Genomic DNA, 14,047 nt, shown 5'->3' with positions numbered 1-14,047 from the left:
TCCTCTGTCAGTTAGGGTAATTGCGTGACTAATCCGGGGGATATCGAGCGCGTAGCGACCAAAGTCGTGCCGTACTACGTCGTGGGCGTCGTCGACGACGAAGAAACTGAGCTGCCCACCGACGGCGAGCAGGAGCCAGCCCCCGACGCCGAAGAGGGTCCGGTTGTTCGCCGACCGCGCCCTCGCTGGTTGGGATTCGTGGCCGCAGCCTTCGGCGTCGCCACCCTCGTGCTGTTCATCATCGCCATGATCGTGTCAGCCGCAGGAGACTACCCGACCGGCACCGCTCTGGCGTATGCCGCGATCGTGGTGTCGATCTCGGCCGCGATCACTGCCGTGCTCTGTCTCATCTTCGGCCTGCAGCGCCGCTGGGCCGCCTTTGGGCTTGCCCTCGCCGTTCTCGCGAATCCGCTCATCGTTTTGTACGTGTTCCGCTTCTTCGGCGGCTAAAGGGTTCGTCGCGACGAACGAAAGCCGAACATCCCCGGTTCGGCATCAGCCCGCTCTGCACCCCGATGGATAGGGTGGAGCCATGGCGCCTGTTTCTGAAATTTTTGACGAGAAGTTGTGGCGATCGGTCGCCGGGTTCGATGACCTCACGGATGTCACCTACCACCACGATGTGACGGGCACGATTGCGCGCATCGCGTTCGATCGCCCCGAAGTGCGCAACGCCTTCCGGCCGCACACCGTCGACGAGCTGTATCAAACCCTGGACGACGTGCGTCAAAATCCGCGCATTGGCGTCGTGCTTCTCACCGGCAACGGCCCGAGCGAGAAAGATGGCGGCTGGGCGTTCTGTTCGGGCGGCGATCAGCGCATCCGTGGCCGTGCCGGTTACGAGTACGAAGGCCAAGAGGGGGCGACGAACCCCACGGCGGCCGGTGTTGCCGCTGCGAATGCTGATGCCCAGCTCACTGAAGCAGACGCTGCTGCTGCCGCAGGAAAGCGCCGTGCCGCCGCCGGTCGCCTCCACATTCTCGAAGTGCAGCGCCTCATCCGCTTCATGCCCAAGGTCGTTATCGCTGTCGTGCCCGGTTGGGCAGCGGGCGGAGGGCACTCTCTGCACGTTGTCTGCGATCTGACGATTGCCAGCGCCGAGCATGCCCGCTTCAAGCAGACGGATGTCGACGTCGGGTCATTCGACGCCGGTTACGGCAGCGCCTACTTCGCTCGCCAAGTCGGCCAAAAGTTTGCGCGTGAAGTGTTCTTCCTCGCCCGCGAGTACGACGCGCAACGCGCCCTCGACGCGGGAGCGATCAACGCTGCCGTGCCCCACGCCGAACTTGAAGCAACCGCCTATGAGTGGGCGCAAACCATCATGACGAAGTCGCCGACCGCGATCCGCATGGTCAAGTTCGCCCTCAACGCGGTTGACGATGGCCTTGTTGGCCAGCAAGTTTTCGCTGGCGAAGCGACCCGCCTCGCCTACGGCACCGACGAAGCTGTCGAAGGCCGCGACTCATTCCTGCAGAAGCGCGAACCCGATTGGTCGCCTTTCCCCTGGCAATACTAGGCAACGGAGCCATAGCAATGACACGAGAACTCTGGTCAATTGACGCGCGCGATCCCCGCAAAGTGTGGGCAGCGCTGAAGCCAGCACTCGATGGTTCGGGAGCCGCGATTCTGCCGCACCCGGCCTCCCCCTCTGGACTGCCAGAAACAGTGCCCGCGAACGTTGCGGTGATCGTAGAAACGAGCGGATCGACCGGCCGACCCAAGCGCGTGATGCTGAGTGCTGCCGCGCTGAAGGCGAGTGCTGCGGCATCCGATGAACTTCTGGGTGGCCCCGGGCAGTGGCTTCTTGCCGTGCCTGCGCACTACATCGCCGGTATCAATGTGTTGGCGCGTTCGCACTGTGCGGGCACCGAGCCGGTCATGATGGCGACTCGAGACTTTAGTGCCACCACGTTCGTCGAGGCAGCAGCGCAGCTCACGGAGGAGCGTCGCTTTGTGTCGCTCGTGCCCGTGCAACTGGCGCGACTGCTCGAGTCGGAGGAGGCTGTTGCCGCGCTTTCGACCTTCCAGCGGATTCTGGTCGGAGGCCAGTCGATCCCGGTAGCGTTATTGGCGACAGCCCGCGCTCGCGGTCTGGCCGTATCGACCACCTACGGGTCGAGCGAAACCAGCGGCGGCGCTGTCTGGGACGGCAAGCCGCTACCCACCGCCCGGGTGCGTCTTGTGGATGACCGCATTGAACTAGCTGGCCCCATGCTCGCCGAGGGATACCTTGACGACCCACGCCGCAGTGCCTTCTCCTTCCGCATGCAGGATGGCGTGCGCTGGTACCGCACCGACGACGTCGGTGAACTCGTGGATGGCGTGCTGCGTGTACGCGGTCGCGCCGACGACATGATCATTTCCGGCGGAGTAAAGGTCTCGATCGCGGAGGTTGAGAACGCAGTGCGCTCGTTGCCCGGCCAGGATGCTGCTGTCGTTGTCGCCGCTCCCCACCCCGAGTGGGGTGAAGCCCCGGTGGTGATCACGACGCGGGCGATCGACCTCGACGTGGTGCGTCAATCGGTGTCGGCCCAGCTGGCTTCGGCCGCGGCAGCGCCCGCGCGGATCATGCTGATCGATGAGATTCCGCTGCTGTCGACGGGCAAACCGGACAGACTCGCCTTAGCCACAGTCGTGCTTAAGTAGAATCCCTCCGTGGCCTCTCCTAAAAAGCAACGCATCGACCCCGCAACCGTTTCCGCCTCCGCGGCGAAGAAAAAGGGCGGACGCCCAGGTCCTCGACCGCCGAAAGCACCCAAGATTGCCAAAGCCACCGCGCGCGATTGGATCAGCGGTGCCCGCATCCAAACGTTGCCTTTGGCTTTTGCCCCCGTTGCGCTGGGTACAGCGGCGGCCTACGTGCTTCCTCACGAAGACGATGGCGCCGGCTGGCACTGGGCTCGCGCACTGCTCTGCCTGATCGTTGCCGTCTCGCTCCAAATCGGAGTGAACTTCGCCAACGACTACTCCGACGGAGTGCGGGGAACGGATGACCACCGCGTTGGTCCTCGTCGCCTCACCGCCTCCGGTGCCGCCCGTCCGCGCACCGTCATCACTGTAGCGTTCGTCTGGTTCGGCATCGCCGCCATCGCCGGCCTCATCATCGTCGTGCGAAGCGGACACTGGTGGATGCTCGCCGTCGGTGCTGCGGCCATCATCGCCGCCTACTTCTACACGGGAGGCAAACGCCCCTACGGCTACCTCGGCCTCGGTGAAATATTCGTCTTCATCTTCTTCGGCCTTGTCGCGACCGCCGGCACCACGTTCGTGCTCGCTGGCACCGTGAATCTTGAGTCGTGGTTGGCGGCCGTTGCTGTCGGGTTGTTTGCCGTTGCAACGCTCATGGTCAACAACATCCGCGATATCGCCCAAGACAAGATCGCCGGAAAGCGCACACTGGCCGTGCGGATGGGCAACCTGCCATCGCGCATCTTCTACGTCGTAGCGATGCTCGTGCCGTTCGGCATCCTGGGCGTCTACTCGTTGCTGTACTTCAACGCCTACCTGGTGAACTTCGTACTGCTCGTGGCGCTGCCCGCCTGCGTGATCGTGCTCACGGCAAAAACGCCAGCCGAGCTGATCTTGGCTCTGCGCCTCACCGGGCTCACCGCGCTGTTGTTTGGGCTGGGGCTCGCGGCAGCAATCGCGTTCTAGGCGTCGCTACGGGGAGTCGTTGCGAGGCGTTGGCGTCGTGCTCTGCTCGGTGGGTGACGCGCTGGCTTCCGTTTCGGACTCCGCGTCTGCTTCAGCGTCTGCTTCGGCAGCATCGCGGTCGGCGGCGGCATCCTCAGCGTCACGATCAGGATCGTGGGCGGGGCGTCCGCGGCGGGAGGCAAGGTCGAGAGCCACGGCATCCCGCAGCTTGGAAAAAAACACATACGAAATGGCGAATCCCAGAATTGCGGCGATGAGGGCGGCGATCCACGGCTCGACGTTCGCGATCATCAGCACGGTAAAGGCTGCGGCGAAGACTCCGACGCGGAGAAGAGAGTAGGCGATCCAAGGTTTCACGGCAACAGTCTAGGCTCGCAACCCGCGTGCAGACTGCGAGCGGTAGAATGGTGGCATGCCTCGCCTATTGGTCGTCCTCGCTTTCGCGATCGTCGCGGTAGACGTGTTCTCCATTGTGGATGTGATCCTTACCGAACGCAGCCGGGTTCGCGCTATGCCGAAGGTGTTGTGGATCATTGTGATCCTGCTGCTGCCGGTTATCGGAGTGGTGCTCTGGTTCATGCTCGGCAAGGCACGTAGTGCCAATTCTGGACAGACGCGCACTGTTGCCCCCGACGATGATCCTGACTTCTTGCGCAAGATGCGCCGTCAGGAAGAACAAGATGAGCGCATTCGCCGCCTCGAACAGGAACTTGCAGATCTCGACGATGACGATAAGACCAACTAACTCTCCAGCCACCAACTTCTCGGTAGCCCTTCTCGAAGAGTTCGTTCGTCTCGGCGTTCGAGACGTTGTGCTGAGCCCAGGCTCGCGCTCGCAGGCTCTCGCACTGGCTGCTGCCGAATTCGAGAAGCACGGCTTGTTGCGGTTGCGCGTGCGCATCGATGAGCGCGTTGGTGCCTTCCTCGCCTTGGGGCTTGCCGTCGAAACAGGCTCGCCCGTGCTCGTCGTCACCACCTCTGGCACCGCCGTCGCCAACCTGCACCCCGCCGTTCTTGAAGCGCACCACTCGGCCGTTCCGCTGATCATCATTAGCGCCGACCGCCCCGACTCCTTGCGCGGTATTGGCTCCAACCAGACCACGCAGCAGCCGGGTATTTTTGGCACCGCGGTGCACCAGACGTGGGATGTTGAAGCGCCGACCGGCGCTGATGGTGAGATGGATGCCGCAGCGCAACTCGCTCGCGATGCTGTCGCCGCGGTCAATGGCCCCGTTCACCTCAATCTGTCGTTCGACGACCCGCTGTCTGCGCCGTTCGTGTGGCAACCCAGCGCGAAAGACGTCGCTCCCGAACCGTCAGGCACGCGCGAGCCCGTCTTTCCCGATCTCTTCAGCGACCTCGATCCTGTGATTGAAACCACCACGCATCAGTCGCCGGGCGCTCCCACAAATCTCGCCATCTCACCGTCGCCCGCCACCGTCGTTATTGCGGGCACCGGCGCTGGCCCACGCGCCGAGCAAGTAGCCCGCGAGCTCGGCGCACCGCTCATTGCGGAGGTCGCGAGTGGAGCCCATTTCGGGCCCAACCTCGTGGTCGCGTACCGGGAGCTGCTGAATGCCGCCAACTTCGGTGACCGGGTGGCACGCGTGATCGTGTTCGGGCATCCGACTCTCAGCCGAGAGATTCCCGCGCTCATTCAGCGTCGTGGGGTGCAAACCATTGTGGTGCGGCATCCGTCGGCCGACGATTACAACCCTGGTCGGTGCGTTCGCCTCTTTGTCGATGAGGTTTCGGTCTCGGGCGAAGCCACCGATCGCGCGTGGTTGGGTCGCTGGGTGATGTCGAGCCGCCAGTTGCTCGAAACTGAGAGCATCGCCCCTGACATCGAAGCGGATGCCGGAACCCACGCCAAGTCAGAACTCGCGATCGTGCGCACCCCCGTTGACCGGCGGATGCTCGCCGAAGCCGTCTGGCGTGCCACGTGGCCGCACGATCGTCTCGTCCTTGGCGCGTCACGACTGATCCGCGAGGTCGATCGTGTGGTGCCGGGCAAGAAGATTTCGGTGCACTCCAATCGTGGCCTCGCCGGTATTGACGGCACGATCTCGACCGCTCTCGGAATCGCGCTCGCGAGCCAAGCCGAAGCTGGCAACGAGGGAGTCACTCGTGTGCTTCTTGGTGATCTTGCGATCTTCCACGATGTGGGCGCGCTGATGTTTGGCGTTGGCGAACCTCGCCCGCGCATCCAAGTGATTGTCGGCAACGACAACGGCGGCACCATCTTCGACGGCCTCGAGGTGGCGAGCCAGGCTGGCGACAGTTTCGACCGGGTGCTGCTCACGCAACAGAACGCCTCCATCGAGGCGCTCGCTGTCGCGTACGGCTGGCGTTATGTTTCTGCGGCAACGCGGGGCGAACTTGATCAGGCCTTGTCTGCTCACCCCGAGCCGACCATCATCGAGGTTCCGCTCGGCCGCTAACGTCGATGCCCTGGCCGCAGTTGGGCCAGGTACCCCTAGCGCTGAGAAGCGTGCCGAGTAGCCTTGAGGCATGAGCACACTCACGCCTGTCACCGCTGATTTCGAGCTTGCCAGCATCGATCCGTCATCCACTCCTGAGTTTGATGGCAACAAGAAGGATGCCGAAAAAGCTCTCAAGAAAAACGGCGAACGTCTCGCTGCGCTTCAAGAGCGGCTCTTCGCCGAGAGCAAGTTCGATGGCAAGCGCCGCGTTTTGCTCGTGCTGCAGGCGATGGATACCGCGGGCAAGGGCGGCATCCTGCGCCACGTGATTGGCGGGGTTGATCCGCAGGGCGTGCAGATTCATGCCTTCAAGGCGCCGACCGTCGAGGAGAAGTCACACGACTTCTTGTGGCGCATTCGCAAAGAACTTCCCGGGGCGGGCTTCATCGGGGTCTTTGACCGCTCGCACTATGAGGACGTGCTCATCCACCGCGTGCGTGGGTTCTCAACGCCCGAGACCGTTGAAGAGCGCTACGGCATCATTCAGGAATTTGAGAACGAATTGATCGCGCAGGGCACGACGATCATCAAGGTCATGCTGCACATCGGCGCTGACGAGCAGAAGGACCGCCTGCAAGAGCGACTTGACCGCCCCGAGAAGCACTGGAAGTACAACCCGGGCGATGTCGACGAGCGACTGCTGTGGGATGACTATCAGGAGGCCTACGAGATCGCGCTGCGCCGTACGACGACCAAGAACGCTCCCTGGTATGTGATTCCGGCGAACCACAAGTGGTACGCGCGCTGGGCTGTTCAGCAGCTTCTGCTCGAAGCGTTGGAGAGCCTTGACCTGCAGTGGCCGAGCGCCGACTATGACGTCGAGGCTGAGAAAGTGCGACTCGCGAACAGCTAGTCGGCTGGTGGGGGCTGGCCGTTCGTGAACGGGAAATGAATCTGCTCGCTAACACTCGAAAATACATAGACGTTCATCTATGCTTTGAGTGTTCAAGCGAAACGAGGAATCATGCGCACCCCATCTTCTGGTCAACTTCCGCTTACTGACCCCAACGACGTTCTTCGCCGCGGCGCTGAACGTCTTGCGGTGCAGTACGACGGCCTCGTGAGCGAGGAAACCATCGAGCGCGTTCTCTTCGAGTCCTACGCTGCGCTCGCGCGCACCGCGAAAGTTTCGACGCACCTAGCGAGCCTCGCCTACCGCTTTGCGCACGACCGCCTCGCTGCTCTCGCTCAGGCGAAGGGCGTGATTCCGAAGACGGTGCCTGAGGTGCTCTTTGTCTGTGTGCAGAACTCCGGGCGCTCGCAGATGGCCGCAGCGTGGCTTCGCGAGCTCGGCAAGGGGCGCGTTCACGTGCGCTCCGCCGGATCAGAGCCGGGCGCGAGCATCCTGTCTCTCGTCGTCGATGCGATGGCAGAAGAGGGCATCGCCCTTACCGACGATTTTCCCAAGCCGCTCACCGACGATGTCGTGCGTGCTGCGGATGCCGTGATCACGATGGGCTGCGGCGACGCCTGCCCGATTTACCCGGGCAAGCGCTACCTCGATTGGCAGCTCACTGACCCTGCCGACCTCGACCTCGACGGAGTGCGACGGGTGCGCGATGAGATCCGCGCACGTGTGGATGAACTACTGCGCGAGATCGCGCCCTAGCGTCCGGCGACGGCAGCAGAGGAGGCGGCAGCGGCGGCTTGCCCGCGTCGCTAGCCGAAAGCTTCGACGATGGGGCGGAATTTCAGTTCGGTCTCGGCGAGTTCTTTCTTGGCGTCAGAGCCCGCCACGATTCCTGCTCCGGCGTAGGCCGTGATGCGCGTGCCGGTCACTTGGGCGCAGCGCAACGCAACAGCCCATTCGCCGTTGCCGTGGGCATCCACCCAACCAACAGGGCCGGCGTAACGCCCGCGGTCGAATCCTTCGAGTTCATCGATGATGCGGATGGCGTCGGGCGTTGGGGTGCCAGCGACGGCCGCGGTCGGATGCAGAATCTCGATCAGGTCGAGCGCACTCGCGTGCTCCCGGAGCCGGCCATCGATGTCAGTCGCGAGGTGCCACAGGTTGGGCAGCTGAAGGGTGAAGGGGGCGGATGCCGCATGTAGTTCGCTGCTGAGCGGTGCGAGCGCATCCATGACGCTGGCAAGCGCGAGCGCATGTTCTTTCTGATCTTTGGGGGAGTTCATGAGGCTTCCGGCGGCTCGCCCGTCGGAGATGCGGTCCCCGCCGCGCGCGGCACTGCCAGCAAGCACGCGCGCACTGACGGCGCCGTTCTGCACTCGCACAAGGGTTTCGGGGCTTGAGCCGATGAGTCCGTCGACGGCAAAGGTGAAGGTGTCGGGGTAGCGCGCGGCGAGGGCGCTCAGGGGGATGCGTAGATCGGCGTTCTCGGGCAGCGCAGCGTGTTGGTCCCGCGCGATGACGATCTTGGCTGCGGCGCCGTGCGAGATCTCGCGCAGGGCAGCTTTAACGGTTCTGGTGAAATCTTTCGCGCTCATCTCGCCGGGGATGAAAGAAATGTGCACGGGGTCGCCGGCGGGTTCGTGGGGCGCCGAGGGAAGGCCATCCGAGGTGACGGGAAGGCCGCTGGCTTCTCCTGAAGTGATGGTGGTTACCCATTGGATGCCGTCGCGGCTCCCGACAACAATGCGGGGAATGATCAGCACACTCACGGCATCCGAAGAATCGGCGAACGCGAAGCTGCCGAGGGCGATCAGTCCGGTGCCAGCTCTCTTCACGCTGTCGTGGATGATGGCGGTGCGCGAGAGCTCGTTCCAGGCGGCTGCAGCCTCGGTGAATCGGGTGGCACCGCGGAACTCGAGTCGCAGCAATTCGCCAATGCCGACAAGCCCATCGCCATCGCGAATGAAGCCGAGAGGATGCTGCGGGGTGATCCAGTCGAGTAGTCGATCTACGGCTGCAGTTGGCCGCGTAACACTGCTCAGGACGGCATGGGTGCTAGCCATGGCACCTTCTCCGATTCTGCCCGTGACCGGACGGCTTGTGCCCCAACAATGTCTCCCAAGTATCAGAGTACCTGTCAGTTGCGGGCAGGAAAGTGAGCATCCGCTCTGAGCGCCCTAGACTAGTGATGTGGGTAAGGCTGACATGAACAAGCGACCGGAAGACGTAGCCGGAATGTTCGATGGTGTCGCAAAACACTACGACCGCACAAATAACGTCCTTTCCGCCGGCAATGCGGTGCTGTGGCGCGCTGCAACAGTGCGCGCGGTAGCCCCAGAAGCGGGCGAACGCATCCTCGATATTGCGGCTGGCACGGGCACAAGCTCGGCAGCTTTGCACCGCAACGGTGCCCGCGTTGTGGGTCTCGATTTTTCGACCGGGATGGTCGAACAGGCCCGCAAGCGTCACAAGAAGATCGAGTTCATTCAGGGCGACGCTCAGCAGTTGCCGTTTGGCGACAATGAGTTCGACGCCGTCACGATCAGCTTCGGTCTGCGCAACATCAACGATCCGCGCGCAGCGCTTTCGGAGATGTACCGCGTTCTCAAGCCCGGTGGCCGTCTGGTGATTACCGAGTTCTCCAAGCCTCCCGTCGCGATTGTTCGTGCCGGTTACTTCACGTATTTGAACCGCGTCATGCCGATCATTGCTGATCGTTCAAGCTCGAACCCTGAGGCCTACACCTACCTCGCCGAGTCGATTCGCGAGTGGCCAGACCAGGGCGAACTCAGCCAGTGGATTCGGGCTGCCGGGTTCACTCGCGTCGCGTACCGCAATCTCACCGCAGGCATCGTTGCCATGCACCGTGGCCACAAGCCTGTTGATGAAACAGTGCTGGCCTCCGTCGCTAAGCGCAAGGGCAATGCCACTCGTCCGATCAAGACGATCACTATGCCCAAGACGCCCAAGACCTCTTCTGACAGCACACCGAAGCCGTAGCGCTTCGCAAAAGAAACCGGTTGATAGTGAACCCGAGTGTTCCGTCTGCTCGCCGCAGCAACACCCTGAGCTCCTCACTGGGCTTGGGCGAGAAGCTCTTTGCCTCGAGCGATGAGCGTCGTTTTGCTGCCGCGATTGAGGAAGGTCTCGATCAGGTCGAGGCCGGCCTCTTGGCCCACATGGCCTTTGCTGACGACGTTGCGGATGCCACGAGTCGCTACTTGCTCGAAGCGGGAGGCAAGCGCGTGCGTCCGGTGCTTGCGCTGCTCACGGCTCAGCTTGGTGAGGGCAATAACGCTGATGTGGTGACGGCGGCTCAAGCCGTAGAGATCACTCACCTCGCGTCGCTCTACCACGACGATGTTATGGACGAAGCGCAGTTGCGCCGCGGTGTTCCGAGCGCTCAGAGTGTGTGGGGCAATTCCGTGGCGATCCTCACGGGCGATCTGTTGTTCGCCCGGGCCAGCAAGCTTGTCGCGGGTCTCGGCGAAGAGGCCCTGATGTTGCAAGCGAATACGTTTGAGCGGTTGTGTCTCGGGCAGTTGCACGAAACTCTCGGCCCGAAGCCGGGCGAGAACCCTGTTGAGCACTACTTGCAGGTACTGGCCGACAAGACGGGGTCGCTCATTGCGACCGCCGCCGAGGTTGGCGTGATGTTCTCGAATGCGCCGGTGGAGTACACGAAGCCGGTTCGCGAGTTCGGCGAAAAGGTCGGCATCGCCTTCCAGCTCATCGATGACGTGATTGATCTGTCTGATGAGACCGGCAAGACGGGCAAGCAGGCGGGAACCGATCTGCGCAGTGGCGTTGCCACGCTGCCGTTGCTGTACCTGCGCGAGCTCGCCGTCACCAACAGCGATGCTGCCGAGTTGTTGACCCGCATTGAGCGCGACGTGAATGCCAACTTCTATGGTGAAGGCGACGACGAAGCTCTCGATGCCGCCGTGACCGAGCTCCGCGAGCATCCCGTCACGAAGAAAACGTTGGACGAAGCCCGTCGTTGGGGTCGCGAAGCTGTTGACGCTCTTGCGCCGCTGCCCGATGGTCCCGTCAAGAAGGCACTCACGCGCTTCGCCGAAAACGTCGTCGAACGCTCGAACTAACTACTCCATACTCGCCCGCGCCCCGGGCGCCCCGAGATGAACGGAAACGACAACTGATGAGCAAACTGCGACTCGCCATTGTTGGTGCTGGCCCCGCCGGAATCTATGCTGCCGACATCCTGCTGAAGGCGGAGCGACAGTTCGAAGTGTCGATTGACCTGTTCGAGCAACTGCCGGCACCATACGGTCTTGTGCGCTACGGTGTCGCGCCCGATCATCCGCGCATCAAAGGCATTGTGAATGCGCTGCGCGACGTGCTCGACACCGGCAACATCCGCCTCTTCGGCAATGTCACGTACGGTCGCGACATCACGCTCGACGACCTCAAGAAGCACTACAACGCCGTGATCTTCTCGACCGGTGCTGTGCGGGATGCCCCGCTGCCGATTCCCGGAATCGAGCTGCCAGGCAGCCACGGTGCCGCCGACTTCGTCAGCTGGTACGACGGTCACCCCGACGTTCCGCGCGAGTGGACCCTCGACGCGAAAGAGACCGCCGTCATCGGCAATGGAAACGTCGCCCTTGACGTCGCCAGAATGCTCGCTAAGCACGCGGATGACCTGCTGCCGACAGAGATCCCCGCCAACGTCTACGAGGGCCTTAAATCGAGCCCCGTGACCGACGTGCACGTCTTCGGCCGCCGTGGACCGATGCAAGTGAAGTTCACGCCGCTCGAACTGCGCGAACTCGGCGAACTCAACGACGTCGACCTCGTCGTGTACGAAGAAGACTTCGACTACGACGCTGCCTCGAAAGCGGCCATCGAATCCAACAAACAGATCATGGTGCTCGACCGCATCTTCACGAAGTGGCGTGGCGAAGAAAAGGGCACGGCATCCCGCCGCTTGCACTTGCACTTCTACGCTGGCCCCGTTGAGGTGCTCGGCACCGATCGCGTTGAAGGCTTCCGTTACGAACGCACGAAGCCCGATGGTGAAGGCGGAGTGGTCGGCACCGGCGAGTTCCGTGAGGTTGCGGTTCAGAGCCTGTATCGCGCTGTCGGCTACTTCGGATCACCGCTTGACGGCATCCCGTTCGACGACCGCCGCGGAGTGATCCCCAACCGCGAGGGTCAAGTCATCGACGACAACGACGAACAGGTCAATGGCGTTTATGCGACCGGGTGGATCAAGCGTGGGCCAGTCGGTCTCATCGGCCACACCAAGTCTGACGCGATGGAAACCATCAGCCACGTCATGAATGATCAGGCCAACTGGTCGGCTCCCGAGCATCCCGATGAGCAGTCGGTCATCGACCTCCTCACGAGCCGTGGTGTCGAGTACACGAACCTGCAGGGGTGGCAGTCGCTGGATGCCCACGAGATCGCTCTCGGTGAGCCTGAGGGCCGCGCGCGCATCAAGCTCGTCGACCGCGACGAGATGATCGCGGCATCCAGAGCCACTAACTCGGAATAGCAGTTCAGGGCCGATCGCCCACGGAAAGCCGAATGCGGCGTGACGTGCCGCTGTCGTTACTGAACGGCGGCGGTGAGCCGCGCGAGGTTATCGAGCACCTTGGACCGTCGTGGTCGTTTCATCCACTCCTCAAGGGTGAGTTCGCGGCTGACACCGCGATACTCGGACTCGAGCTCGCGCATCTCAGCGATGAACTCCGGCCCGCGAACCATCACCGAGATTTCAAGGTTGAGGCTGAACGAGCGCATGTCCATGTTGCTCGAGCCAATCACCGCGACTTGATCGTCGATGGTGAAGTGCTTGGCGTGCAACACCGTTGGGGTGGGGTAGAGCCAGATTCTTACCCCGGCACGAAGCAGCGTCTCGTAGTAGCTGCGTTGCGCGTGATAAACCAAAGCCTGGTCGCCCACCTCCGAGACGAAGAGCTGCACATCGAGACCGCTCTGCGCGGCAGTAGTGATGGCGTAGAGCATCGAATCGTCGGGCACAAAGTACGGGCTCGTGATGATCACGCGCTCTTGAGCGGCATAGAGCAACGAGTTGAACAGCCGCAGGTTGTTCTCTCCTTCGAAGCCAGGGCCGCTCGGCACAACCTGAGCATCGAGGCTCGCTGTGGATGCGGTGGGAGGTGCCAGCGACGCCTCACGCACTAAGAGTTCGTTGGTTTCGCTGTACCAGTCGGTGATGAAGAGGGCATGGATTCCCGCAACGATCGGTCCCTCAAAACGCACCATGAGGTCTTTCCACTGCAATCCGCGCTTTTTGTTCACACGCTTGTTGTAGGTGGAATCGACCATGTTCTGAGAACCCGTGAACGCAAGCTTGTTGTCGATGACGAGCAGCTTGCGGTGATTGCGCAGATCAGGGCGCTGAAACTTCCACTTGAGCGGCTGGAGGGGGAGCATGACCTCCCACTGCAAACCGATTTTCTTGAGGCGACGGATGGTGGTGAGGTATCCGGGAGCGCGAAGCGACGCCAGATGATCGAGCAGAACGCGCACCCGAACACCGCGGTTGTGGGCAGCTTCCAACGCGTCAAAGAATGGCGCAGTGGTGGGGTCGAGACTCAGAATGTAGAACTCAACATGAACGTAGTTGTTGGCATCGTTGACCGCTGCAGTCATCGCCTCCAACGATTCTTGATAGTCGGAGTAGAGCGTTGCAGAGTTGCCGCCCACGAGAGGCATCGCGCCAAGCGTGCGATTGAGCTCCACCACGGGAGCAAGCCATGGCGGCCATGGTTGATCCTGTTTGACCTGGTCCATGCCCTCCGTGGACTCGACGATGAACTGGTTGATTTCGGACTGCTTATCGCGTCGCCCCTTGGGGAGCTTGCGGCTGCCGAAAATCAAGAACAACAGGATGCCGACATAGGGAATGAAGAAGATAGCCAGCAGCCACGCCATGGCGGTTTGCGGTCGCCGATTGCGCGGAACGTAGATGAGCGACAGCACCCGAATCACGAAGTCGAGAAGCACAAGAAAGGCAGCTAGTACCGCTGTAAAGCTGAAGTCGATGCCGCTCAGGTCCATGGGCGAAGTC

General features: G+C 62.3%; 14 protein-coding genes. 11 read left to right on the top strand and 3 right to left on the bottom strand.

The window, feature by feature from the left end; genetic code table 11:
• Positions 1 to 24: 24 nt before the first annotated feature.
• From I6E73_RS12925 to I6E73_RS12910, 4 genes are all read left to right on the top strand, one after another.
• Positions 25 to 450, top strand: a complete 426-nt coding sequence (locus I6E73_RS12925; protein ID WP_197126137.1) for a 1,4-dihydroxy-6-naphthoate synthase — start codon at positions 25 to 27, stop codon at positions 448 to 450.
• Between the two features lie 82 nt (positions 451 to 532).
• Positions 533 to 1,516 carry a 1,4-dihydroxy-2-naphthoyl-CoA synthase gene (locus tag I6E73_RS12920; RefSeq protein ID WP_197126135.1) on the top strand — a complete coding sequence of 328 codons (984 nt, stop codon included), beginning with the start codon at positions 533 to 535 and terminating at the stop codon, positions 1,514 to 1,516.
• A 17-nt stretch (positions 1,517 to 1,533) separates the two neighbouring features.
• Positions 1,534 to 2,646 (top strand): AMP-binding protein, encoded by a 1,113-nt coding sequence (locus I6E73_RS12915; protein ID WP_197126133.1) that lies wholly within the window; start codon positions 1,534 to 1,536, stop codon positions 2,644 to 2,646.
• 9 nt (positions 2,647 to 2,655) lie between these two features.
• Complete coding sequence (locus I6E73_RS12910) at positions 2,656 to 3,654, top strand: 1,4-dihydroxy-2-naphthoate polyprenyltransferase (RefSeq protein ID WP_197126131.1); 999 nt, start codon at positions 2,656 to 2,658, stop codon at positions 3,652 to 3,654.
• A 6-nt stretch (positions 3,655 to 3,660) separates the two neighbouring features.
• Here the strand turns inward: I6E73_RS12910 and I6E73_RS12905 are convergent, their stop codons facing one another.
• On the bottom strand, positions 3,661 to 4,011 hold the full coding sequence (locus I6E73_RS12905; protein WP_197126129.1) for a DUF4229 domain-containing protein: 351 nt from the start codon (positions 4,009 to 4,011) through the stop codon (positions 3,661 to 3,663).
• Positions 4,012 to 4,066: 55 nt separating this feature from the next.
• Between I6E73_RS12905 and I6E73_RS12900 the strand changes: the two genes are divergently transcribed.
• The 4 genes from I6E73_RS12900 (at position 4,067) to I6E73_RS12885 (ending at position 7,746) form a co-directional block, all read left to right on the top strand.
• Positions 4,067 to 4,399: a PLD nuclease N-terminal domain-containing protein gene (locus I6E73_RS12900; protein ID WP_197108278.1), complete on the top strand. Its 333-nt coding sequence runs from the start codon at positions 4,067 to 4,069 to the stop codon at positions 4,397 to 4,399.
• Positions 4,380 to 6,095 carry a 2-succinyl-5-enolpyruvyl-6-hydroxy-3-cyclohexene-1-carboxylic-acid synthase gene (gene menD, locus I6E73_RS12895; RefSeq protein WP_197126127.1) on the top strand — a complete coding sequence of 572 codons (1,716 nt, stop codon included), beginning with the start codon at positions 4,380 to 4,382 and terminating at the stop codon, positions 6,093 to 6,095. The genes I6E73_RS12900 and menD overlap by 20 nt, the downstream gene beginning before the upstream one ends.
• A gap of 70 nt (positions 6,096 to 6,165) precedes the next feature.
• Positions 6,166 to 6,990: a polyphosphate kinase 2 family protein gene (locus I6E73_RS12890; protein ID WP_197126125.1), complete on the top strand. Its 825-nt coding sequence runs from the start codon at positions 6,166 to 6,168 to the stop codon at positions 6,988 to 6,990.
• A 111-nt stretch (positions 6,991 to 7,101) separates the two neighbouring features.
• A complete protein-coding gene (locus I6E73_RS12885; protein ID WP_197126123.1) occupies positions 7,102 to 7,746 on the top strand; it encodes an arsenate reductase ArsC in 645 nt (214 codons plus the stop codon).
• 50 nt (positions 7,747 to 7,796) lie between these two features.
• On the opposite strand, the gene I6E73_RS12880 is transcribed toward I6E73_RS12885, so the two are convergent.
• Positions 7,797 to 9,050: an isochorismate synthase MenF gene (locus I6E73_RS12880; RefSeq protein WP_197126121.1), complete on the bottom strand. Its 1,254-nt coding sequence runs from the start codon at positions 9,048 to 9,050 to the stop codon at positions 7,797 to 7,799.
• 127 nt (positions 9,051 to 9,177) lie between these two features.
• On the opposite strand from I6E73_RS12880, the gene ubiE reads away from it, so the two are divergent.
• From ubiE to I6E73_RS12865, 3 genes are read left to right on the top strand one after another with little or no spacing between them, the layout of a single operon-like run.
• Entirely contained in the window at positions 9,178 to 9,987 is an 810-nt protein-coding gene (gene ubiE / locus I6E73_RS12875; RefSeq protein ID WP_307783970.1) for a bifunctional demethylmenaquinone methyltransferase/2-methoxy-6-polyprenyl-1,4-benzoquinol methylase UbiE, read from the top strand.
• A gap of 26 nt (positions 9,988 to 10,013) precedes the next feature.
• Positions 10,014 to 11,090, top strand: coding sequence for a polyprenyl synthetase family protein (locus tag I6E73_RS12870; protein WP_197126119.1), 1,077 nt, complete (start codon positions 10,014 to 10,016; stop codon positions 11,088 to 11,090).
• Between the two features lie 56 nt (positions 11,091 to 11,146).
• On the top strand, positions 11,147 to 12,505 hold the full coding sequence (locus I6E73_RS12865; RefSeq protein WP_197126113.1) for an FAD-dependent oxidoreductase: 1,359 nt from the start codon (positions 11,147 to 11,149) through the stop codon (positions 12,503 to 12,505).
• 56 nt (positions 12,506 to 12,561) lie between these two features.
• Here the strand turns inward: I6E73_RS12865 and cls are convergent, their stop codons facing one another.
• Positions 12,562 to 14,037, bottom strand: a complete 1,476-nt coding sequence (cls, locus tag I6E73_RS12860) for a cardiolipin synthase (protein ID WP_197126112.1) — start codon at positions 14,035 to 14,037, stop codon at positions 12,562 to 12,564.
• Between the last annotated feature and the right edge of the window lie 10 nt (positions 14,038 to 14,047).

The organism is Salinibacterium sp. SWN248, from assembly GCF_015864575.1.
Lineage (GTDB): Bacteria > Actinomycetota > Actinomycetes > Actinomycetales > Microbacteriaceae > Rhodoglobus.
The sequence above is the reverse complement of the archived record's forward strand: the minus strand, read 5'-3'. Positions and strand labels throughout refer to the sequence as shown.